Consider the following 21292-nt stretch of genomic DNA (forward strand, 5'->3'; position numbering starts at 1 on the left):
ATGGCCTATGTGATCACGCAGCGTTGTTGCAACGACGCCAGCTGCGTACCCGAGTGTCCGGTCGATTGCATTCGTCCCACGCCCGAGCAACGTGAGTTCGCTACCACCGAGCAGCTCTACATCGACCCGGACACCTGCATCGACTGCGGCGCCTGTGTCGATGCCTGCCCGGTCGATGCGATCTTCTCCGAGGATGATCTGCTCGCCTCGCTGGCGCGGTTCCGCGATATCAATGCCGACTATTTCGGGCGGCATCCGCTGGAGTCGAACTTCGAGCCGCTGGTCGCGCCGTCGCGGGCGCCGAAGGAACTGGGTACGTTGCGTGTCGCCATTGTCGGCGCGGGCCCGGCCGCCTGCTATGCCGCCGAGGAGCTGCTGCGCCGCGCCGATGTCGAGGTGGAGCTGTTCGACCGGCTGCCCACCCCGTACGGCCTGGTGCGTGCGGGTGTGGCCCCCGATCACCCGGGCACCAAGTCGGTGGCCGGGCTGTTCGAGTCGGCGTTCCGGCGCGAGGCGCTGGCGTACCGGTTGAATGTCGAAGTCGGCAAGCACATCTCGCACGAGGAGCTGCTGGCCCACCACCACGCTGTCATCTACGCCGTCGGCGCGGCCACCGACCGCCACCTCGGTATCCCCGGCGAGGACCTGCCCGGCAGCCACTCGGCCACCGAGTTCGTGGCCTGGTACAACGGTCACCCGGACTTCGCCGACCGCGAATTCGACCTCTCCGGCGAGCGCGCCGTGATCGTCGGCAACGGCAATGTGGCCCTGGATGTGGCCCGTGTGCTCACCGTCGGCCCGGACGAGCTGGCCCGCACCGATATCGCCGACCACGCCCTGGATGCGCTGCGCCGCAGCAACATCACCGAGGTCGTGGTGCTGGGCCGTCGCGGTCCGTTGCAGGCCGCCTACACCTCGCCGGAATTCCTGGCGCTGACCCACCTGAAGGGCGTCGACATCATCGTCGACCCCCAGGACCTGGTCCTGGACCCGGCGTCGCAGGCCGTCCTGGACGACCCGCAGGTCGAGCCCTCGCTGCAGCTCAAGTACACCCTGGCCCAGGAGTACGCCGCCGGTTCCCGCAACCGGGCCAACAAGCGAATCGTGTTCCGTTACCTGGTCTCTCCCACCGCCATCACCGGCGACGGCAAGGCGCAGGTGGTCGAGTACGTGCACAACGACCTCGTCGAGGAGAACGGCCGCACCATCGCGCGCGCCGGCGATCGTAGCGGCACCCTGCAGGCGTCGCTGGTGCTGCGCTCCATCGGCTACAAGGGCGAGCCCGTCGCGGACGTGCCGTTCGACGAGTCCGCCGGTGTCATCCCCAATGACAAGGGCCGGGTCCTGGCCGACGGCAACCCCGTTGCGGGGGTCTATGTCTCGGGCTGGATCAAGCGCGGCCCGCGTGGGGTCATCGGCTCCAACCGGGTGGACTCGCAGGAGACCGTCGACCAGCTCATCGAGGACTTCACCCAGGGCAGGCTGCCTGCCCCGCAAGCCGGTCGTGCCGCGCTCGAGGCCCTGCTCGCCGAGCGCCAGCCCGACCAGATCGGCCGCGACGGCTGGAAGGCCATCGACGCCGCCGAGAAGACCGCGGGCAAATCCGCGGGCCGCCCGCGCGTGAAGTTCACCAGCGTCGAAAACCTCCTCAAGGCCGCCAAGGGATAACCCTCGAAACAGATGCGGCCCCATCCGAATTGGCCATTCGGGTGGGGCCGCTATGCCCTGTGGAAGGGGGAGCCGGACAGCGGAGAGCGGGCTGATGTGCCGTCATCCCGTCTCGTCGCAGTGACGAAGGACCTGTCCGCGACCTTTCTGTGGGGTAGCCGGGTCGACCCGGATTGGCAGGTAACGGTCAACCTAGTAGTGGCCGGTCGCGAACAGGTCCGCCGGTGTTTCCGGCGAAATGGAGATTATTGGGTGGACAGTGGCGATCACATCGGCCGAATGTCCCCCGATCTCGGGACTTTCGGCACATCGACCCGGCCCGGAGAACGAATCGGCGCGCCGTCGTCGCCCCACGGTCGCCCACGGCTTCCCCCGTGGCCCTTCGTCCTCGATGCCGAAGGGCCTTCGGTCACTGTCACCGATTTCCGAACCCTCTTGCGGAAGGTCGAATCCCCGTGATCCACAGTCCAATTCGGTTGGTCATGGGGCATGAGCCGATTACGGCCGGTACCCGGATCACTATGTCGGTTCGAAGGCAGACCTGCTGCGCGAGATCGCATTACAGGTCGATCGGGATATGACGACCGCGCTGCACGACGGCTTGGCCGCGGGCAGCGATCCGGTCACCCAACTGCGGGCGATCATCACCCGATTCACCTCCGCGGTAATCGCCAACCACCTCACCTTCGCCGTCTATCGCAGCGAGCAGCGCTGGCTGGAACCGGCGGTGGCCGAGGAAGTGCAACTGCACGAGCGCGAATTCGTCGCCACCGTCCGCGGTGTCGTCGAAAAGGTACAGGCGCTGGGGCAGCTTCCGGATGCGTCCTCATCGGTCGTGACTTTCGCGATTCTGAATATGGTCAGCGAAAGCCATCGCTGGTATCACCAGGACGGCTCGCTGGATCCCGCGTCGATCGCCGACGCCTACTGCAAACTCATCGGTCTGCCGCCGCAGGATTGACGGCAGCGCAACGATATTCGACGGACTACTGGTAGACCCCGTCCTTGCGGGCCTGTTCACGGTGCGCCCGCCCGCGCAGGAAACGAACGTACCCGCTGTGGTGGCTCCTCGGTGTGGTGCCCGGAACCAGGGCGGTCTCGGCGAGATCGAGTGAGTCCTCCAAGGCGGCGTCGTGCAGCCATCGCCACATGAGGGCCCAGGTGAACCGTTCCTTTCCGTGTGTCCGCATGACCAATTCGTGGGTCAGGCGGGTATGCGTGGCGTCCAGTGCTTCCACGATGAATCCGTGCGTCCCGTCGAAACCGAGCGGGCGACGGAACCGGAACATCACCTCGCGTCCCGGAACGTATTTCACGCAGGTGTAGCGGATCGGTCCATGGCCGCCCGTGGCGTCGACTCCCAGCGGCCGGTCGAACCGCATCGCAGGCCACTGCTGGACCGGCCACAGCCGGTCGTCGTCGGTAGACAGCGTGTCGAGCAGCCGGCCGACCGCCTGAGCATCGGCTGCGATCACCCGACTGTGGACATTGCGCACCATGAGCTGGACCTTTCATTTAGCGAATACTCTCTAATTTCAATTAGAGGCTACTCTCTAAGTCGTGTCAAGAAAGCCCGCCCACACCCTGGACTCGCTATTGGACGCCGCAGCCGACCTGGCCGCGTCCCAAGGTGCCGCGGCGGTCACCATGAGCGCGGTCGCGACCGCGGCGGGAGCGCCGAGCGGCTCGGTCTACTACCGCTTTCCCGACCGGGCGGCGCTGCTGGCAGGTCTCTGGTTGCGCACGGTCGAGCGATTCCAGGCCGGATTTCTCGAGGCATTGCGGGTCGATCCGCCGCAGCAGGCCGCCATGCGGGCCGCGCACCACGTGACCGACTGGTCGCGACATCACCCGACGGACGCAGCGGTATTGCTCGCGGGCCCGGAAGCCTTCGGGTCCGCGCAGTGGAGCGCCGAATCCCGAGACGTGGCCGCGGCGCAGCACGCGCGCGTGAACGATGCCGTGCGGGAGCTCGGCGACCGGCTGGGCTACAGCAGCCCGGCCGATCGAGAACGGTTGGCGCTGCTGATCATCGAGTTGCCCTATGCGGCGGTGCGCCGCTGCGCGCGCAACGCCGACGCCGACCTGGTGCACACCGCTGAGGCCGTCGACCGGATCGTCCACGACGCGCTCGGAGAGCACGTCGTGTCATTCGATGCCCTCGATGGTTAGCGGAGACTGTCGAAACCGCCTGCGGGGTCGAGGTATCGGGCTTCGTCGACGCTGTGCAGCAGTTCGCTCATGGCGCGCAGAGCCTGTCCGAGGGTCTCGATCGCGGTGTTCTCGGCGGGGTTGGTCGACCAGGTTGTCGGTTCGGTCATCGTCGGCTCCGAATCGTGTGTCAGCGGGTAGTGGGGACGGCCAGGTGGTGAGCGGTGCGGCGCTGGTAGGCGTCGCCGGCGCGCAGCACGATCGCCTCGTCGAAGTGCTTGCCGCTGATCGACATCGACAGCGGTACGCCGTCCGCCGACAGCCCGATCGGGAGGGCGAGGGTGGGGTTGCCCAGGGGGTTCCAGTACGGAGTGTGCAGGGAGGCCAGCACATTCAGCGGCTGCAGCTGGTCGATGGCGTCGAGCCGGGGTGCGCCGAGGTGCCCGGTCGGAGTGACGACGAGATCGACGTCGGTGAGCAGTTCGGCCATGCGGGCCGCGGCGATCCGCCGGACGCGTTGTGCCTGTAGGTAATCCGAGGCGGAGACGGCCGATCCGGATGCCAGGATGATTCGGGTGGCACGTCCGTAGTCCTCCCAGCGGTCGCGCAATGCCGATCGGTGGTAGGCATGGGCCTCGGCGAGCATGACGACGACATCGATGGCCATCACTTCCGGGTACATCGGCACCTCGACCGGGACGATGCGGGCACCGGCGGCGGCGAGGACGTCCAGGGCTGCGGTGAACCGCTCGGGTTGGGCCGGGTCGATGCCCGCGTTGGCGTAGCGGTCGAGGTTGTCGACGCCGATGGTGAGGCCCTCGAGATCGCCGGTGAGCCCGCCCGGGTAATCGTCGATCGACGCAGTCGCGCTGTAGGGATCGGCCGGGTCGTGCCCGGCGATGGTCGACAACAGCAGGGCGCAATCGGCCGCGCTGCGGGCCATGGGTCCGACATGGTCGAGGGTGTAGCCCAGCGGCACCACGCCGGACTTGGGCGTGCGGCCGAACGTGGGTTTGAGCCCGGTGGTTCCGTTGAACGCGGAGGGGATTCGGATGCTGCCCGCGGTGTCGGTGCCGACCGCCGCCAGGAACATGCCGGTCGCGACGCCACTGGCGGATCCGGAACTCGACCCGCCCGCCCAACGCTCGGTGTCCCAGGCGTTGCGCGGGATCGGGAAGGGCTTGTCCGGATCCGGTACACCGATGGCGAATTCCATGGTCGTGGTCTTGCCGGTGATGATCGCACCGGCGCGCTCGAGTCGTTGCACCACCGTGGCGTCCCCTGCGGCCGCGCCCCAGGCGGGGTCGAGCACCAGGCTCTGCGCGGTGGTCGGTCCGTGCCCGCTGGCGAGGATGTCCTTGATGCCCAACGGGATTCCGTCCAGCGGTGCCAGCGGCTGCCCGGCCGCGATCTTGGCGTCGACCCGGGCGGCCCGGTCCCGGGCGACATCGTCGAATCGGGCCAGGTACACGCCGACGCGGTCGTCGAGGGCGTCGGCGGCGGCCAGGCACTGTTCGAGGAGTTCACCGGCGGTGATCTCGCCGCGGCGCAGTGCCGCCGTGGCATCGGTGACGGTGGTGATCCGGGTGGTCGTGGTCATCGGTGTCCTTATCGGCGGGGTTGCGAGGTCAGGGATCGGGTCAGGTCGATGCGGGGTATGTCACCGAACTTCATGACGACGTCACCGCGAAGAGCGCCGAGGGCGTAGTCGACCGCCTGACCGCTCGGATTGCGAATCGTCTGCTCCCACAGCAGGATCGGCTCGCCCCGCGCAATGTGCAGCAGCGTGGCGGTGCAGTCGTCGGCCGCGGCGGCCTGCACCGACAGGTCGAAGCCCGCGACAGCGACGTTGCTGGAATGAAGCAGGGAGTAGAAGTCGGTCTGGAACTGCTGCTGGTCGACCCTCGATGCCTCCGGGGAACGGAGGTAGTTGGTGAAGACTGCCATCGGTCGGTCATCGACGAGCAACACGTAGTCGATGCACAGGCAGTCGTCGTCGACGGTGACTCCGTCGAGGTGAGCGGCTACCGCGCTCGGTGCGGGTATCCAGGTCCAGCGCAGCAGATGCGGCGTGATGTGGCCGTCGGCCAGATACGTCTCGAACAGGTTGCCCTGTGGCGGTAGGACACCCGGCACCACGTACTCCTCGCGGACCGTCATGGTGCCGACTCCGCGTCGTCGCTCGACGAGTCCATCGCGGCGCAGCAGGTCGAGCGCTTCGCGCACCGCCTCCCGCGACGCCTGATGCTGTGCCATGAGCTCGGATTCGCCCGGCAGCCGACCATCGGCGAAGGCACCCCGGCGAATCTCGGCCCGCAACAGGTCACGCACCGGCCGTGCCGCCAATTGGGCGGACCCGGGCATCAACTGGTCGACCCGACGGCGGAGCGTCAGACGGTCGGACCGGTCGCTGATGTCCGCACCCGGAGCTCGGTGCTGTCGATGATCGTGCATGACGCCAGATTGCGTGCTCGCGCCGTTACGCGACGGAGTTTTGAGTTAACGCTGAGTTACGCCGGAATCTCCGCCTCGCGCGCAACCGTCTACCTGCGAATCCGCCCTTCCGGCAACGGCGTTTCGCGGCTGATCAACCGGCTGCTATGGGGTGTCCATCGCCACCGCGAAGACGCCGACCGGCCGGTCGCCTCCGCCACGAATGTGTCGCTGGCGATGCGAACCGGTATCGACCACTTCGCGCCGATCACTGAGTGAGCGTTCTACCCGGGGCGGATACGCCCGACGCCGGACCGACCCATCAACCTCGGGCGGTTTATCCCCTGTGAGAGGGGCTCGACGTTTGTCGTCGAACCCGCTCTCGCAGTAGTCATTACACGGTATCCGACGTCTCTGGAGCAGGGATGGCGCGCCGGGTGCCGGCCACCAGTAAGCCGGTCGCCACCGCCATGATCGGCCATGGCGTGAGCGGCATGATCACCGCGGCCAACACGGTCCATGATCCCAGCACCCAGGCAATGAATCGCGGTGGAGTGAGGCCGCGTCGATCCAGCCACAGCACGGTCAGCCCGACCATGACGAGCGGAATTCCGAAGCTGTCCAACGACAGCCATAATGCGCTGTTCGCGGGGCTCATCGCGGCCAGATCGTCGTGCCACAGCGCGCCACTGAACCAGTCGCCGGCATAGCGCGCGGCATGTTCCAGGGTCAGGGCCAGGATCGTATGTGCGGCTCCGAAGAAAACGATGAGCCGACCCGCCCACGCGATCACCGGGCCTCCCCGGTTTCGCGCGCGGACTCGACGTGCCCGACCGAATCATGTTGGCGCCATGCGCGATCCCATCGCCGCATCATCGCTGGATAGACGATGAGCAGGCGGAACGGTTCGATTCCGGTCAGGTACAGCCGACCGAACAGTCCATTCGGTTTGACCAGGACTGCCATCCGCAACTCGTACCCATCGCGGGTCGCGCCCCAGCCGAAGTGCGCCACCCCGTGCACGGTTTCGTTCGCCAGCTCGAACGCCGATTCATCGTGAAGTTCGTACACGGTGGTGAACGGGGTGTTCGGCATCGCCGACCCGGTCGGCTCTTGACACAGATCGTCGGGTAGCCGGTCTCGGAGCGACCGAACTCGGGCCCCGAGACCCGCACCGGGTTCGTCCCAGCCCAGCAATGCGCCCAGCCGCCGGCGCGCCGCGAACAGGAATCGGACCGGCGCGGAGGCGGTCGACGGGCCATCGCCCGCGCGGAGCTCAGCGAGAGCGATCGGGAAATCGTCCGGTCCGGCGCCTGGCGCGGGAAAGGCCCAGACGTCCAGCACTTGGAAATCCGGCGCGATCTCATGGATCCGCCACGGCTTTTCGGTGTGCGCGGAGCGGGGGAGTCGATGGGACATGACACCGTCCTCTAGAGGTTATACGGTTACGTATAACCAGAGGCTAGATCTGATATACGGTTCCGTACAACACTGAAGTGAGGTGGATCACGGCATGGGCGCGTTGCGCACACCGCGCGAAAAATGGATCGACGCGGGACTGGGGGCGCTGGCGACGGGCGGGGTCGATTCCGTGCGCATCGAGGTGCTCGCCAAGACGCTCGGAGTGACCAAGGGCGGGTTCTACGGCTACTTCGCCGATCGCGAGGCACTGCTGACGGCAATGCTCGAAACCTGGGAGCAGGAGGCGGTCGACGATGTGCTCGCCGAGGTCGAGCAGGCCGACGGCAACGCGCTCGACAAGGCGCAACTGGCGGGTCGGCTCACCTTCTCCGGCGACCGGTTGCTCCCCATCGACCTGGCCATCCGCGACTGGGCCCGCCGCGACGCCGCCGTAGCCGAACGTCTACGCCGGGTGGACAACCGGCGCATGGACCTGCTTCGCGACGCGATCGGCACCGTCTGCTCGGATCCCGACGAGGTCGAGGCCCGCAGCCTGCTCGCCTTCTGTACGGCCATCGGCAGCCATTTCCTCGCCGCTGATCACCCCGGCCGCACCCGCGAAGAGGTCATCGCCCGCGCCGGCGACCTGATCCTGAAACGCTCGAATCGACCTGAGGGCCTGTGAAATGACGACCGACCGAATGCCGCACGGCAAAAGCGTTGAAGTGCATGGAATCTTCCAGAAGATCGCCGACTACTACGACCTGATGAATTTCGTCATGACCCTGGGCCGTCACGGACGTTGGTGCCGAGAAGTCGCCGCCCGTGCCGCGCCGCCCATGGGCGGGCAGCTGTTGGATCTGGCCACGGGCACCGGTGTGATCGCGCTGGAGGCGGCTCGCGCGTATCCCACTGTCGCGGTGACCGGTGCCGACTTCTCCGCGCAGATGCTGGCGCACGCCAAGGCCAAGCCCGGAGCTGAAGCGGTGCGATGGCAGCAGGCCGACGCTGCTCGACTGCCGTTCGACAACGAGTCGTTCGACGCGATCACCGAGGGCTACCTGCTGCGCAACGTCGAAGATCTCGCGGGAGTGCTGCGCGAACAGCACCGTGTTCTCAAACCCGGCGGTCGCCTCGTCATCCTCGAGACCTGCCCGCCCAGCGGCCCGATGAAGCCGGTTGTGGAGTGGGGGATCCGTACGATCGTCCCGCTACTCGGGAAGGTGGTGTCCGGCGATCGGTCGTCCTACGCCTATCTCGAATCCAGCACGCGCGCTTTCGAATCGCCACAACAGGTCGCAGATCTGTTGACCCGAACGGGTTTTCGCGACATTGGATGGCGCAAGAAGTTCTTCGGGACGAACGTCATCCTCTGGGCTGTCAAAGCGCGGTGAACCGCCTGGTCGAGCCGAGGTTGTGCCTCGCCTCACGCTTCGTGCCTCCCTGCACCCTCGAGGATGGACCAACTAATCCGGCGCCCGGTCGAGCTGGAACGACGTGGCGGCCCAACCGGCGTCCCCGCGGCGCACTGACCGCAGGGCACTCATCGCGCCGAACGCTGTCCGCGGCTGCCCGTTCCGACGCCACCGCGACGATCGGGGTCCGTCGCCGTATGAGGCGGCCCTGCGACCTTGCCGCCTGCCAGGGTGAGTATCTCCGCCACGGGGCGTCGCGGAGTGGGCGGGGGAGTGTAGGTGTTGTCCGCGGGTACCGTGCCGATGCGGACCACCACCTGCGGGATGCCGGGGGAGGAGATCAGGCCGGTGAGAAGGTCTCGCCCGGCGGGCAATTCGGTGATGTTGGTCAGGGCGCAGGTGGCCAGGTCGGCGGCCGTGCATTCGAGCAGCACCGCTGACAGCGCCTCGCCGATACGGAGCCATTGCGGAACCGAATCCCGCACGGCGCTCAGCACCACGAGCCGGGCACGGTCGGTGAGGTGGTCGCGGTGGGCCGTGCGCGGACCTGGGGGGAAGACGCGGCCGACACCCACCCGGGCGAACTCCGCGTCGGATGCCAGCGCGCTGCGCGGAATTCCCTGATGGTCCTCGGAATGTCCTGTCCACCAGTGTAATTCGGTGTCGTAGAACAGGTCGTGACCGCGGAGGGTGGCGAACTCGCGGGAGAGCGCGGTGAGCTCGGGCCGGACCGATTCGTCCAGCACGTCCAGGCGCGCGTACTGCGCCGCGGTGAGTGCCCGCAGTCTGGGCAAGAGCTCACCCCAGCCGTGCGGCGCGCGAAGGGCCAGCCGGTCGGTGCGGCGGTGCTCGATGGCGCGCGCCAGGGAGCGGATGCTCGGCGGGGGATTGTGCCATGGCCGGAATTCGATGGCGGCCAGTCGATCCGGGTGTCGTTGATCGGGCACACGCGTGATGTCGGTGCGCCAGCCACGGTCGGCGAAACCGGTTCTGACGTGATGCAGCATCGCACCGCAGCTGATCACCAATTGGCGGCCGAGCGGGTCGGTGGAGGACAGCTGCCGTGCGGCATCGGCGAACAGCGACAGCCGCCGGCCATCGAAGCGCCAGCGCCACGGTTGCGTGTTGTGCAACGACGGCGCGCGCGCCGCCAGTTCGACCACCGCCCTGATTGTCGCCGGATCAGGCACCGGCTGGCCGCTCACACCGTCGTCGACACTCATGTCGACAGTCTTCGCCAACCGGGAGGCCCTGCACACGGCCGTTGCTCCTGCGCCAGAGGGCATTTGGTCACCCATTTCGCGTCGGTCCGCGGGCGGCCGGATCCGTCGGGGACGCACGTGGCGGGAGCTGCGTGGCGTTCGATCGGACGACATAGGGGCAATGGTCATTTCCCTGGTGACCTGTCGGCTCTGCTGGCATCACCGGTGCTTGCGCGAGGCTCGGGATGACCGCCGGGATCGATGGCGGGCACGAGCTTCGAGAAAACCGGATGAGGGACCTGATGATGACTTCGGCTGACGAGCCGAGGGAGCCGCGTGGAGCGGCGCCCGGGCGTGAGGTGGACGGGCGGCCCGAACCGGGCACAGGGCAGCGTGTCCTGATGCTGATCCTGGCCACCATCGGTTTCGCGGTGAATTTCTGGGCGTGGGCGCTGCTGAGCCCCCTGGGGCCGAGGTTCAAGGAATCCTTGGGGCTCACCGCCTTCGAGCAGGCGCTGGTGGTGGCGGTGCCGGTGGTCGTCGGTTCGCTGGGGCGGATCCCGGTGGGGGCGCTGACCGACAGGCTCGGCGGGCGGGTCATGTTCCCGCTCGTCTCGGCGGCCACGATCGTACCGGTGCTCTATGTCGGCGTGGCCGGGCACGATTCGCTGGCGGCTCTGCTGGTGGGCGGATTCTTCCTCGGCATCGGTGGGACGGCCTTCGCGGTGGGCGTGCCCTTCGTGAACGCCTGGTTTCCGCCCGAGCGGCGTGGGCTCGCGATCGGAGTGTTCGGCGCGGGGATGGGCGGTACCGCGATCAGCGCACTCACGACTGTGCGACTGGTGAATTCGAGTTCGCTCGCCACTCCGTTCCTGGTGACGGCGGCGGCGCTGGCGCTGTATGCCGCATTGGCGGCACTGCTGTTGCGCGACGCCCCGAATCGGGTGCAACCGGCGGAGTCGTTGCCGCGGAGGCTGTCCGCCGTGGGCCGGATGGTGGTGACCTGGCAGGCGGCCGCACTGTACGCGGTGGCCTTCGGCGGATACGTCGCGTTCTCGGTGTACCTCCCGGCGTATCTGAAGACCGCGTACGGCTTGTCGCAGTCGGATGCGTCGATGCGGATGGCCGGATTCGTGCTCTTGGCAGTGCTCATGCGCCCGTTGGGCGGGTGGGCCTCCGACCAAATCGGGTCCGTGCGGGTACTGGCGGTGGCCATGACGGCGGTCAGCGTGGCCGCTGTGGTCCAGGCGACGACACCGGTGTTGGTGCCGGTCGCGACGATCGCCTTCCTGGTCATGGCCGCCGCGCTGGGCGCGGGCACCGGCGCGGTGTTCGCACTGGTGGCGCAGCTGGTTCCGGCCGCGCGCGTCGGCGCGGTGACCGGTGTGGTCGGTGCCGCCGGCGGACTGGGTGGTTTCGTGCCGCCGCTGGTGATGGGCGCAGTGTTCGGCCACTACGGCTCCTACGCGGCGGGTTTGGCGGCGCTGGCCGTCGTGGCCGCCGCGACCGGCCTGTTCACCCTCACGACCGTGCGGCATCGCGTCCACGTCGCCCTGGCGGTGGGTGCGGCATGAGGCGACGGAAACAGCGCGAAGAATTGCTCGCGCAGGCTGATTCGAGCGCCCGAACCGCCGGACTCGACGACGGGGTGGCCGACGCGCTGGTACGGACTCGCCGATTCTTCACTCGCGCCGACATTTCCGACGATGGGCGGACCCTGTTCCAGATCGGGGGCCGTCAGGCCGACGAGTTCTACCGCGACCGATGGGCCCACGACAAGGTGGTGCGCTCCACCCATGGCGTGAACTGCACCGGATCGTGTTCGTGGAAGGTGTATGTCAAGGACGGCATCATCACCTGGGAGACCCAGCAGACCGACTACCCGAGCGCCGGGCCCGACCGCCCCGACTACGAGCCGCGCGGATGCCCGCGGGGTGCGGCGTTCTCCTGGTACACCTATTCGCCGACCCGGATCCGCTATCCCTACATCCGTGGTCTGCTGCTCGAGATGTATCGGGAAGCCAAGGCACACACCGGGGATCCGGTGCTGGCCTGGGAGAGAATCGTCACCGATCCCGACGCGGCGCGCCGCTACAAGGGGGCGCGCGGGCGAGGCGGCCTGGTGCGCGCCACCTGGGAAGAGGCGACGGAGCTGATCGCGGCCGCGCACGTGTACACGATCAAAACCTATGGCCCGGACCGGATCGCGGGATTCTCGCCGATTCCGGCGATGTCGATGGTGTCGCACGCGTCCGGGGCCAGGTTCGTGTCGCTGCTGGGCGGAACGATGCTGTCGTTCTACGACTGGTACGCGGATCTGCCGGTGGCATCGCCTCAGGTGTTCGGCGACCAGACCGACGTACCCGAGTCCGGGGATTGGTGGGACGCGGGCTATCTCATCATGTGGGGGTCCAATGTCCCGGTGACCCGGACCCCGGACGCGCACTGGATGGCCGAGGCACGCTACCGCGGCCAGAAGGTGATCGCGGTCGCGCCGGACTACGCCGACAGTGTGAAGTTCGCCGACGAATGGCTGGCCGTGCATCCCGGCACGGACGGCGCCCTGGCCATGGCGATGGGGCATGTCATCCTGCGGGAGTTCTTCGTCGACAAGCGCACGGGCTACTTCGAGGATTACGTCAAGCGCTACACCGATCTGCCGTTCCTGGTGCGCCTGGTTCCCGAAGGCGAGGTCTACCGGCCCGGAAAGTCGCTGACCGCAGCGGATCTGAACGGTTTCGCCGCCGAGGAGAACGCCGCGTTCAAGACCGTCGTGCTCGGCGCGGACGGTCGGGTCGTGATCCCCAATGGGTCGCTGGGGTTCCGCTACGGCGATCAGGGCGCGGGGAAGTGGAATCTCGACCTCGGCGACGTGGACCCCCTGCTGACGGTCGCGGGCGGCGAGTCCGTCGAAGTGATGCTGCCCCGCTTCGACATTCCCCGGGCCGAGCTGCGCCGCGGCGTCCCGGTTCGCCGCGTCGGCGATCACCTGGTGACCACCGTGTTCGACCTGCTGCTCGCGCAGTACGGCGTGCACCGGGCCGGTCTGCCCGGGCAATGGCCGACCGGCTACGACGATCCGGCCGAACCCGCCACACCCGCCTGGCAGGAGCCGTTCACCGGTGTCCCCGCGGCCGCCGCGGCCCGGATCGCCCGCGAATTCGCCGCCAACGCCGAGGAATCACATGGACGATCGATGATCCTGATGGGCGCGGGCACCAACCACTGGTTCCACTCCGACACCATCTACCGCGCCTTCCTGGCGCTGACGACGCTGACCGGCTGTCAGGGCGTGAACGGTGGTGGTTGGGCGCATTACGTAGGGCAGGAGAAGTGTCGGCCGGTGACCGGCTGGGCGCAGCTGGCTTTCGCATCGGATTGGTCGCGCCCGCCGCGTCAGATGATCCAGACCGCCTACTGGTACCTGCACACCGATCAGTTCCGCTACGACCGGTTCGGTGCGGAGACGCTTGCCGCCGCGGGCTCGGGCGGTGCGCTGGCGGGGATGACCACCGCCGATGTGATCGCGCAGGCGGCGCGGCTGGGTTGGATGCCGTCCTACCCGACCTTCGACCGCAACCCGCTCGATCTGGCCGACGACGCGGACCGGTCCGGTCAGCCCATCGGCGATTATGTGGTGGCCGAGCTGAAGTCGGGGCGGCTGCGCTTCGCGTGCGAGGATCCCGATGCGCCGCAGAACTTTCCGCGTGTGCTCAGCGTCTGGCGCGCCAATCTGCTCGGATCCTCGGCCAAGGGCAACGAGTACTTCCTGAAGCATCTGCTGGGGGCCGATTCGTCGCTGCGCGCCGACCAGGCCGAGCCGGGGACGCGACCGCGTGATGTGGTGTGGCACGAGGACGCGCCGGTCGGGAAGCTGGATCTGCTGCTGAGCGTGGACTTCCGGATGACGAGCACCACCATGTTCTCGGATGTGGTGCTGCCCGCGGCGACCTGGTACGAGAAGCACGATCTCAACACCACCGACATGCACCCGTTCGTCCATTCGTTCAATCCCGCGATCGCCCCGCCCTGGCAGACCCGCACCGACTGGGCCGCGTTCCAGGCGATCGCCGCCGCGTTCGCTCCGCTCGCGCGCGAGCATCTCGGTGTCCGCCGCGATGTGGTCGCCACGCCGCTGCTGCACGACACCCCGGATGAGCTGGCAACCCCGCACGGTGTCGTCCGCGACTGGAAAACCGGTGAGTGCGAACCGATTCCGGGTGTGACAATGCCGCGGCTGACCGTGGTCGAACGCGACTACGGTGCGGTCGCGGCGAAGCTGTCCGCGCTCGGGCCGCTGCTGGACACCCTCGGCGCGACCACGAAGGGCATCACCTACCGGGTCGGACGAGAAGTGGACTACCTGGCCCACAAGAACGGCGTGATCCGTGGGGGACCGGCGGACGGACGGCCCTCCCTGCGCCGTGAGATCGATGCGTGTGAGGCCGTTCTCGCGCTCTCGGGTACCACCAACGGCCATCTCGCCACCCAGGGATTCCGGACGCTGGAGCAGCGCACCGGAACCCGGCTCGCCGACCTGGCCGCCGAGCACGAGGGCAAGCAGATCACCTTCGCCGACACCCAGGCCGCGCCGGTCCCGGTGATCACCTCACCCGAGTGGTCCGGAAGCGAAACCGGCGGCCGCCGTTACTCGCCGTTCACCATCAATGTCGAGCGCCTCAAGCCGTGGCACACCCTCACCGGCCGCCAGCACTTCTACCTCGACCACGACTGGATGATCGAACTGGGTGAACAGCTTCCGGTGTTCCGGCCGCCGTTGAACATGACTGCCCTCTTCGGCGAGCCGAACATCGGGCACAGTGGCGAGCCGAACATCGGGCACAGTGGCGAGCCGAATATCGGGCAGGGCGGCGCGAGTGAGATCACCCTCCGCTATCTGACGCCCCATTCGAAATGGTCGATCCATTCCGAATATCAGGACAACCTGTTCATGCTCAGCCTGTCCCGCGGCGGCCCGGCCATCTGGATGTCGGACCGTGACGCCGCGAAAATCGGTGTCGCCGACAATGATTGGATCGAGGCGGTGAACCGCAACGGTGTCGTGGCGGCCCGGGCGGTGGTCTCCCACCGCATGCCCGAGGGCACCGTGTACATGCACCACGCCCAGGATCGGCTCATCGACGTACCGCTCACCGAGACCTCGGGCAAACGCGGCGGCATCCACAATTCGCTCACCCGGTTGCTGATCAAGCCCAGCCATCTCATCGGCGGCTATGCCCAGTTGTCGTTCGCCTTCAACTATCTGGGCCCTACCGGAAACCAGCGCGACGAGGTCACCGTGATCCGCCGCCGCAGCCAGGAGGTGACCTACTGATGCGTGTCATGGCTCAGATGGCGATGGTGATGAACCTCGACAAGTGCATCGGCTGCCACACCTGCTCGGTAACCTGCAAACAAACCTGGACCAACCGGTCGGGCACCGAGTATGTCTGGTTCAACAATGTGGAAACCCGTCCCGGGCAAGGCTATCCGCGCGGTTACGAGGACCAGGACAGGTGGCGCGGCGGGTGGACACTGAATCGGCGCGGCCGATTGCGCCTACGCGGCGGCGGGCGCTGGCGGAGGCTGGCCTCCATCTTCAGCAATCCCGAACTGCCCGGACTCGACGACTACTACGAACCCTGGACCTACGACTACGCCGATCTCACCACCGCGCCGCTGCAACCGCACACCCCGGTCGCGCGACCGCGGTCCCTCATCAGCGGCAAGCCCACCAAGATCACATGGTCGGCCAACTGGGACGACAATCTCGGCGGCGCACCCGAACACGGCGGTGCCGATCCGATCCGCAAGGGCATCGAGGACAAGGTTCGCTTCGAATTCGAGCAGACCTTCATGTTCTACCTGCCGCGTATCTGCGAACACTGCCTCAATCCCGCGTGCGCGGCCGCCTGCCCCTCCGGCGCGATCTACAAGCGCAGCGAGGACGGGATCGTGCTCGTCGACCAGGATCGCTGCCGCGGCTGGCGCATGTGCGTGTCCGGATGTCCGTACAAGAAGGTGTATTTCAACCATCGGACCGGCAAGGCGGAGAAGTGCACCTTCTGCTTCCCGCGCGTCGAGGTCGGGCTGCCCACGGTGTGCGCGGAGACGTGCGTCGGCCGACTGCGTTACATCGGGCTGGTCCTCTACGACGCCGACCGGGTCCTCGAAGCCGCGACCACTCCTGACGACGCCGGGCTCTATGACGCGCAGCGCGCGGTGCTCCTCGACCCGAACGATCCGGCCGTCGTCCGTGCGGCAGAACACGCCGGGATTCCCGCCGATTGGATCGCGGCCGCCCAGCGCTCACCGATCTACACCCTGATCAACACCTACCGGGTGGCCCTGCCCTTGCATCCGGAATACCGCACCATGCCGATGGTGTGGTACATCCCACCGTTGTCCCCGGTCTCCGACATCCTGCGCGACACCGGCCACGACGGCGAGGACCACCGCAACCTCTTCGCCGCCATCGACGCATTGCGCATACCGGTCGAGTACCTCGCCCGGTTGTTCACCGCGGGCGATCCGGCCCCGGTGACCGCCGTGCTGCGGCGGCTGGCCGCCATGCGGTCCTATATGCGCGACATCACCCTCGGCAGAGAACCTCGCGAGGAGATCGCCGCGGCCGCGGGGATGACCGGCGAACAGATCCACGACATGTACCGGCTTCTGGCCATCGCCAAATACGAAGAGCGGTACGTGATTCCGCCCGCACATGCCGAACAGGCGCACAGCCTCGAGGAACTCGCCACCGAATGCAGCCTGGACTACGCGGGCGGGCCCGGCATGGGCGGTTCCGGGCCGTTCGGCGAGAATTCCGGCGCCGCATCACCTCTCGCAGTGGAGAACTTCCGGATGCTGCAGGCCCGGCAGACCGTCGACACCATCGCCGCGCCGGCCGACAAGGACAGGCGGGTCAATCTGCTCAATTGGGACGGCAAGGGCCGGCCCGAGGGCCTGTTCACGCCCCGCCGCACCCCCGACGGTGCCCCAGCCGAGGACACGAAGTCATGACCGACACCTCCCGCCACATCGCCTGGCAGCTCCAATCCCTGCTGCTCGGCTACCCGGATGATGCCCTGCGCGAGCGGCTTCCGTTGGTGCGCACCGCTGCCGGGACATTGCCGGAGCGATGGCGACGACCGTTGCTGTCCTTCGTCGACTACGCCGAGGCGACGCCGCTGTTCGAGCTGACCGCCGATTACGTCACGACCTTCGACCATCACAAACGGCTCAGCCCCTACCTGACCTATTTCACCCACGGCGACACCCGCAATCGTGGCATGGCCCTGCTGCGCCTCAAGGACACCTACCGCAGGGCCGGATTGGCTCTCGGCGAAGGCGAGCTGCCGGACCATCTGTCTGTCCTGCTCGAGTTCGCGGCGACCCGGCCCCGCGCCGGGGAACAGCTGCTCGCCGAGTTCCGGACGGCACTGGAACTGCTGCGCGCGGGCCTGAACGATGCGGGTTCGGCATGGGCGGGCGTGCTGGACTCGGTCTCGGCGACCCTCCCGCCGCTGAATTCGCGTCGGCACCAGCGGATTGCGCGGCTCGCCGCCGCCGGCCCGCCCGTGGAATCGGTCGGTCTCCCGGCCTTCAGCCCGGTCGGCCCCATCTGTGACGGAGAAACACCCTCATGAGCGCTCCGATGTCCGCACCCGCCACCGACCCGGTGAGCGCCTTCGATCTGCTGTTGTGGGTCGCGGTCCCGTACGCGGCCTTCGCGGTCTTCGTGGTCGGGCACCTGTGGCGCTATCGCTACGACAAGTTCGGCTGGACCACCCGATCCTCGCAGCTGTACGAGAATCGCCTGTTACGCCTGGGCAGTCCGCTGTTCCACTACGGCATCCTGCTCGTGGTGCTCGGGCACGTCGGTGGGCTGCTCATCCCCGAGTCCTGGACCGAGGCCGTCGGCATCTCCGAATTCGCGTATCACACGGTCGCTGTCGGTCTCGGTACGGTCGCGGGCGCGGCAACCCTGACCGGTGCGGCGATCCTCATCTACCGCCGTCGCACCGTGGGGCCGGTCTTCTCCGCGACCACCCGCAACGACAAGATCATGTACGTGCTGCTGATCGGCACGCTCGTACTCGGGCTCGGCACCACCGTGCTCGGTAATCTCACCGACCATCCACACGACTACCGGCAGACCGTGTCACCGTGGTTCCGTTCGCTGTTCTACCTGCGACCGGACCCGGCACTGATGTCGGCCGCCCCTATCGGTTTCCGGCTGCATGCACTGGCGGCGCTGGCCCTGTTCGCCTTCTGGCCCTTCAGCCGTCTGGTGCACGTGTTCTCGCTGCCACTCGGCTATCTCGCCCGCCCCTACATCGTCTACCGCGCGCGCACCGATCAGCTCGGTTCCCGGGCCGTGCGCCGCGGATGGCAGCGGCCGTGACCCGCCACCGGAAGGAGTCTCACCGTGGCCACGGTGGCGCTGAACAGTGCAGTGGCGCAACGGCGGTGACCGCCTCGCTCGCCAGTCCTGCGCCACTGCGTCGGGCCGCATCTAGGTATCCGCAAGGTTGTTTGCGGGGCGCACGGCATCCATGGGTTCCTTTTCGTGTCACGGGGGACACGGTGCCCGCAGGTCCATGGCCACCTCGCAGACTTCGACGCCAGCTTCGGTTCCGACTGGCAAGGCCAATCGGAGTAGCACAGCAGATAGTTGACAGTCCGGCGCTACTCGGGCCGTGAGTGAATCAACGTATCGCTCCCAGCTCTGCCAGAATGCGGAGTATGAGCGTGGAGTACGCGGGACTCATCGTTTGGGATGTTGACGGAACCCTGATTCCGGCCGATCTGCGATGGCTCCGAAGGGCTGTCGCGCGCACTTACGCCATCACGGAGGAAGCCGTTGTCTTCCCGACCTCGCGCGTACATGGCTACACCGATGAGTCGATCGTGGTGGATACCGCTCTCGCATCCGGCGTTTCGCCGGAGATCGCAGAGCAGGGAGTACGGCGCTTCCATCAACAGCTGGCTCGCGTGATGGAGGAGGGCAAGGAAGAGTTGGCACGGGATCAGCCCGCGTATCCGGGCGCGGCAGCCACGATCGAAGGCCTGAATGCGCACGGGTTTGTTCAGACCGTGTTGACCGGCAATCTGCGGTCGGCGGCTGAGGTCAAACTTCGGGTCAACGGTTTGAAGCTACACCTCGACTTGGAGATCGGGGCGTTCGGGTCTGACGCGAGGGACCGTTTCGATCTCCCTGACGTGATCGCCAAACGGTTTTCCACGAAGTACGGCAATGAGTTCAACCCTGCGCGAACCGTTGTTATCGGTGATGCCCCGAACGACATCGCCTGCGCTCGGCACGCGGGATTTCATGTCATCGTTGTGACCCATCGAGCAACCCACGAAGAACTCGCTCAGTGCGCTCCGGATGCGATCGTCGATGCGCTGCAACCGGATACGGTGGTGGCTACGGCGGAAGCGCTGATCGGCGGAACCGCTGGCCAGCGGGATCATTGAGCAGTCAGCGCCGCGATTCGCTGCTCGAGTTCGCGAACCGGTCGCTCCGCCGTCCAAGGGGCCAACCGCTCGACGGCCCGCTGAGCGCGTTCGATGCCGCGCTGATTGCCCATCGCGGTCAGGCTCTCATAGGTCTCGCCGATCAGCAGGCAGCCCTCCTCGAGTTCGCCATCGAGCACGTAGGCACTGGCGAGGTCGACTTGCGCAGCCAGCGCGACGTTGCGGTCTCCTTCCCTGGTTGCCCGCAATGCGGCTTGGAGAGCTGCAATCGCCTTGCGTGGCTTGTCGAGAAATAGCCAGCATGTCCCTTCGTAGACATGTAGGCGTGCGGTATTCCAGTCGCTGAACAACCCGGTCCGGTCTGGCTCATCGATTTCGTCCACCGCGCGGTGAGCCAGTGCCAGGGTGTCTCGGCATTCGCGTGGCAGTTCTAGCACCGCATAAGCCTGCGCTTGTTCGGCCGCGATCCGAGCCCGAGCAGCTGGGGGCAGAACGTCGCCAAATACGGCGGCTTCCCTCAACATTCGGAGACCGATCACGATGTCACCGTCCGCACCGATCAACGTGGCGGCATCGGATCGGAGGTTGCTCTCAAAGATTCGCGCGATCCCGCCTAGAAGTGGATTCCGAAGCTTGTCGGCGAGCCGCCGGGCGTACACGCAGTTGGCCAAGGCCATGGGGCGATCACCCACGGCGCTCCACAAACGGCTCGCGACAATCGATGTCTCTCCGAGCAGCGCGCCGAGCCGCTCTTTGACATGGTCCTCGTCTGCGGCGCGGAAGAGTTCCGCCACCGAATCGCGATGTGCTGCTATGAGGCCCACCAGGGCGTCTGGTGCGATGCTTTGCCTCTGGCTTGCCAACAGGCGTGTCACCGCTGTGAAGCTGGTGATTGTCCTGTTCGAAATCTTGCGTGAATGTACGAGCGACTCAACAGGATCGAGCACGGTCGGCCCAATTTCCGAGAAACCCGGCGGTACAACAATATTCGACCCAGTCCAGGTGGCAACGATTGCGTGCTGATCGAGCGGCGGCTGCCTACGTAGCCCGTCGTGGACAACGGATTCCGCACCGACACCCATGCTCAGCACCTCTGAATCCGTGGTGGCGGCAGGGGATTGCGTTCGAGTCGACGAACTGCCTCGGCTCGCTTGGGTGCGCATTGCGATCAGTGCCCCACCAGCACCGAGCACGGTGTCGATAGCGGTCACCAGGTCCAACGAGGGCAGGTTGGCGTCTTCCCATTCGGTCATGGACACGTACTGACGTGAATAGCCGATCTGGGTAGCCAGCACTCGCTGACTCAACCCGGCTGCAATTCTGCGGCATTTGATCTCGCGCGCTAAGCGGTCCGCCACCGTTGCCGGCTGCCGGTCGGGTTCGCAACCCGGGTCATTCATCGCCGCCCTGCGCATGCACTCATTCTTGCTGACGACGAGGGGTGGCAAGTCGGTTCTTCCACGGATTTGCCACCTTCCTGAGTCGATCATCACCGGGGTTCTCTCGAAGGAGGTAATTCACCACGAACGTTGAGGGCAGCCA

Annotated in this window: 20 protein-coding genes; 12 read left to right on the forward strand and 8 right to left on the reverse strand. The window is 67.0% G+C overall.

All coding sequences use genetic code 11. The annotated features are described in order from the left end of the window. Both ACQP1O_RS20100 and ACQP1O_RS20105 read left to right on the forward strand, forming a co-directional pair. Nucleotides 1-1668, forward strand: a complete 1668-nt coding sequence (locus ACQP1O_RS20100) for an FAD-dependent oxidoreductase (RefSeq protein ID WP_433567289.1) — start codon at nt 1-3, stop codon at nt 1666-1668. Between the two features lie 577 nt (nt 1669-2245). After that, nucleotides 2246-2629 (forward strand): hypothetical protein, encoded by a 384-nt coding sequence (locus tag ACQP1O_RS20105; protein ID WP_433567290.1) that lies wholly within the window; start codon nt 2246-2248, stop codon nt 2627-2629. A gap of 25 nt (nt 2630-2654) precedes the next feature. On the opposite strand, the gene ACQP1O_RS20110 is transcribed toward ACQP1O_RS20105, so the two are convergent. Further along, nucleotides 2655-3167, reverse strand: coding sequence for an SRPBCC family protein (locus tag ACQP1O_RS20110; protein WP_433567291.1), 513 nt, complete (start codon nt 3165-3167; stop codon nt 2655-2657). 61 nt (nt 3168-3228) lie between these two features. Here ACQP1O_RS20110 and ACQP1O_RS20115 point away from each other — a divergent pair, with 61 nt between their 5' ends. Beyond that, nucleotides 3229-3840 carry a TetR/AcrR family transcriptional regulator gene (locus ACQP1O_RS20115; RefSeq protein WP_433567292.1) on the forward strand — a complete coding sequence of 204 codons (612 nt, stop codon included), beginning with the start codon at nt 3229-3231 and terminating at the stop codon, nt 3838-3840. On the opposite strand, the gene ACQP1O_RS20120 is transcribed toward ACQP1O_RS20115, so the two are convergent. From ACQP1O_RS20120 to ACQP1O_RS20130, 3 genes are read right to left on the reverse strand one after another with little or no spacing between them, the layout of a single operon-like run. Then, a complete protein-coding gene (locus tag ACQP1O_RS20120) occupies nt 3837-3989 on the reverse strand; it encodes a hypothetical protein (RefSeq protein ID WP_433567293.1) in 153 nt (50 codons plus the stop codon). The two genes, ACQP1O_RS20115 and ACQP1O_RS20120, sit on opposite strands and share 4 nt — an antisense overlap. Nucleotides 3990-4009: 20 nt before the next feature. After that, nucleotides 4010-5419, reverse strand: a complete 1410-nt coding sequence (locus tag ACQP1O_RS20125; protein WP_433567294.1) for an amidase — start codon at nt 5417-5419, stop codon at nt 4010-4012. An 8-nt stretch (nt 5420-5427) separates the two neighbouring features. After that, nucleotides 5428-6273: a GntR family transcriptional regulator gene (locus ACQP1O_RS20130; protein WP_433567295.1), complete on the reverse strand. Its 846-nt coding sequence runs from the start codon at nt 6271-6273 to the stop codon at nt 5428-5430. Between ACQP1O_RS20130 and ACQP1O_RS20135 the strand changes: the two genes are divergently transcribed. Then, on the forward strand, nt 6262-6531 hold the full coding sequence (locus tag ACQP1O_RS20135; RefSeq protein ID WP_433567296.1) for a hypothetical protein: 270 nt from the start codon (nt 6262-6264) through the stop codon (nt 6529-6531). The genes ACQP1O_RS20130 and ACQP1O_RS20135 overlap by 12 nt on opposite strands. Nucleotides 6532-6646: 115 nt before the next feature. On the opposite strand, the gene ACQP1O_RS20140 is transcribed toward ACQP1O_RS20135, so the two are convergent. Then, nucleotides 6647-7045, reverse strand: a complete 399-nt coding sequence (locus ACQP1O_RS20140; protein WP_433567297.1) for a DUF6463 family protein — start codon at nt 7043-7045, stop codon at nt 6647-6649. Then, nucleotides 7042-7671, reverse strand: coding sequence for a DUF2867 domain-containing protein (locus ACQP1O_RS20145; protein ID WP_433567298.1), 630 nt, complete (start codon nt 7669-7671; stop codon nt 7042-7044). Before ACQP1O_RS20145 ends, ACQP1O_RS20140 begins: the two co-directional genes overlap by 4 nt. A 94-nt stretch (nt 7672-7765) precedes the next feature. Here ACQP1O_RS20145 and ACQP1O_RS20150 point away from each other — a divergent pair, with 94 nt between their 5' ends. Both ACQP1O_RS20150 and ACQP1O_RS20155 read left to right on the forward strand, forming a co-directional pair. Beyond that, nucleotides 7766-8338 (forward strand): TetR/AcrR family transcriptional regulator, encoded by a 573-nt coding sequence (locus tag ACQP1O_RS20150; protein ID WP_433567733.1) that lies wholly within the window; start codon nt 7766-7768, stop codon nt 8336-8338. A 1-nt stretch (nt 8339) separates the two neighbouring features. Then, entirely contained in the window at nt 8340-9047 is a 708-nt protein-coding gene (locus ACQP1O_RS20155; RefSeq protein ID WP_433567299.1) for a ubiquinone/menaquinone biosynthesis methyltransferase, read from the forward strand. A 149-nt stretch (nt 9048-9196) separates the two neighbouring features. On the opposite strand, the gene ACQP1O_RS20160 is transcribed toward ACQP1O_RS20155, so the two are convergent. Continuing rightward, nucleotides 9197-10291 carry an Acg family FMN-binding oxidoreductase gene (locus ACQP1O_RS20160; RefSeq protein ID WP_433567300.1) on the reverse strand — a complete coding sequence of 365 codons (1095 nt, stop codon included), beginning with the start codon at nt 10289-10291 and terminating at the stop codon, nt 9197-9199. 281 nt (nt 10292-10572) lie between these two features. On the opposite strand from ACQP1O_RS20160, the gene ACQP1O_RS20165 reads away from it, so the two are divergent. The 6 genes from ACQP1O_RS20165 (at nt 10573) to ACQP1O_RS20190 (ending at nt 19750) form a co-directional block, all read left to right on the forward strand. Further along, nucleotides 10573-11844 carry an MFS transporter gene (locus ACQP1O_RS20165; protein WP_433567301.1) on the forward strand — a complete coding sequence of 424 codons (1272 nt, stop codon included), beginning with the start codon at nt 10573-10575 and terminating at the stop codon, nt 11842-11844. Further along, complete coding sequence (locus ACQP1O_RS20170) at nt 11841-15605, forward strand: nitrate reductase subunit alpha (RefSeq protein ID WP_433567302.1); 3765 nt, start codon at nt 11841-11843, stop codon at nt 15603-15605. Before ACQP1O_RS20165 ends, ACQP1O_RS20170 begins: the two co-directional genes overlap by 4 nt. Further along, entirely contained in the window at nt 15605-17290 is a 1686-nt protein-coding gene (gene narH / locus ACQP1O_RS20175; RefSeq protein WP_433567303.1) for a nitrate reductase subunit beta, read from the forward strand. The genes ACQP1O_RS20170 and narH overlap by 1 nt, the downstream gene beginning before the upstream one ends. Further along, complete coding sequence (narJ, locus tag ACQP1O_RS20180; RefSeq protein ID WP_433567304.1) at nt 17287-17916, forward strand: nitrate reductase molybdenum cofactor assembly chaperone; 630 nt, start codon at nt 17287-17289, stop codon at nt 17914-17916. Before narH ends, narJ begins: the two co-directional genes overlap by 4 nt. Further along, nucleotides 17913-18674: a respiratory nitrate reductase subunit gamma gene (gene narI, locus ACQP1O_RS20185; RefSeq protein WP_433567305.1), complete on the forward strand. Its 762-nt coding sequence runs from the start codon at nt 17913-17915 to the stop codon at nt 18672-18674. The genes narJ and narI overlap by 4 nt, the downstream gene beginning before the upstream one ends. 341 nt (nt 18675-19015) lie before the next feature. Next, nucleotides 19016-19750 (forward strand): HAD family hydrolase, encoded by a 735-nt coding sequence (locus ACQP1O_RS20190; RefSeq protein ID WP_433567306.1) that lies wholly within the window; start codon nt 19016-19018, stop codon nt 19748-19750. On the opposite strand, the gene ACQP1O_RS20195 is transcribed toward ACQP1O_RS20190, so the two are convergent. Then, on the reverse strand, nt 19744-21165 hold the full coding sequence (locus ACQP1O_RS20195) for a helix-turn-helix domain-containing protein (RefSeq protein WP_433567307.1): 1422 nt from the start codon (nt 21163-21165) through the stop codon (nt 19744-19746). The genes ACQP1O_RS20190 and ACQP1O_RS20195 overlap by 7 nt on opposite strands. Nucleotides 21166-21292 lie beyond the last annotated feature (127 nt).

Origin of the sequence: Nocardia sp. CA-151230, from assembly GCF_050942175.1 — a bacterium.
Lineage (GTDB): Bacteria > Actinomycetota > Actinomycetes > Mycobacteriales > Mycobacteriaceae > Nocardia.

What these genes read in the sequence shown, in the direction of transcription:
- ACQP1O_RS20150 (WP_433567733.1), top strand. Translation starts at nt 7,766, where the DNA reads ATGGGCGCGTTGCGCACACCGCGCGAAAAATGGATCGACGCGGGACTG.
- narI (WP_433567305.1), top strand. Translation starts at nt 17,913, where the DNA reads ATGAGCGCTCCGATGTCCGCACCCGCCACCGACCCGGTGAGCGCCTTC.
- ACQP1O_RS20105 (WP_433567290.1), top strand. Translation starts at nt 2,246, where the DNA reads ATGACGACCGCGCTGCACGACGGCTTGGCCGCGGGCAGCGATCCGGTC.
- ACQP1O_RS20155 (WP_433567299.1), top strand. Translation starts at nt 8,340, where the DNA reads ATGACGACCGACCGAATGCCGCACGGCAAAAGCGTTGAAGTGCATGGA.
- ACQP1O_RS20110 (WP_433567291.1), bottom strand. Translation starts at nt 3,167, where the DNA reads ATGGTGCGCAATGTCCACAGTCGGGTGATCGCAGCCGATGCTCAGGCG.
- narH (WP_433567303.1), top strand. Translation starts at nt 15,605, where the DNA reads ATGCGTGTCATGGCTCAGATGGCGATGGTGATGAACCTCGACAAGTGC.
- ACQP1O_RS20160 (WP_433567300.1), bottom strand. Translation starts at nt 10,291, where the DNA reads ATGAGTGTCGACGACGGTGTGAGCGGCCAGCCGGTGCCTGATCCGGCG.
- ACQP1O_RS20125 (WP_433567294.1), bottom strand. Translation starts at nt 5,419, where the DNA reads ATGACCACGACCACCCGGATCACCACCGTCACCGATGCCACGGCGGCA.
- ACQP1O_RS20190 (WP_433567306.1), top strand. Translation starts at nt 19,016, where the DNA reads ATGAGCGTGGAGTACGCGGGACTCATCGTTTGGGATGTTGACGGAACC.
- ACQP1O_RS20130 (WP_433567295.1), bottom strand. Translation starts at nt 6,273, where the DNA reads ATGCACGATCATCGACAGCACCGAGCTCCGGGTGCGGACATCAGCGAC.
- ACQP1O_RS20120 (WP_433567293.1), bottom strand. Translation starts at nt 3,989, where the DNA reads ATGACCGAACCGACAACCTGGTCGACCAACCCCGCCGAGAACACCGCG.
- ACQP1O_RS20195 (WP_433567307.1), bottom strand. Translation starts at nt 21,165, where the DNA reads ATGCGCAGGGCGGCGATGAATGACCCGGGTTGCGAACCCGACCGGCAG.
- ACQP1O_RS20100 (WP_433567289.1), top strand. Translation starts at nt 1, where the DNA reads ATGGCCTATGTGATCACGCAGCGTTGTTGCAACGACGCCAGCTGCGTA.
- ACQP1O_RS20165 (WP_433567301.1), top strand. Translation starts at nt 10,573, where the DNA reads ATGATGACTTCGGCTGACGAGCCGAGGGAGCCGCGTGGAGCGGCGCCC.
- ACQP1O_RS20135 (WP_433567296.1), top strand. Translation starts at nt 6,262, where the DNA reads ATGATCGTGCATGACGCCAGATTGCGTGCTCGCGCCGTTACGCGACGG.
- ACQP1O_RS20170 (WP_433567302.1), top strand. Translation starts at nt 11,841, where the DNA reads ATGAGGCGACGGAAACAGCGCGAAGAATTGCTCGCGCAGGCTGATTCG.
- narJ (WP_433567304.1), top strand. Translation starts at nt 17,287, where the DNA reads ATGACCGACACCTCCCGCCACATCGCCTGGCAGCTCCAATCCCTGCTG.
- ACQP1O_RS20145 (WP_433567298.1), bottom strand. Translation starts at nt 7,671, where the DNA reads ATGTCCCATCGACTCCCCCGCTCCGCGCACACCGAAAAGCCGTGGCGG.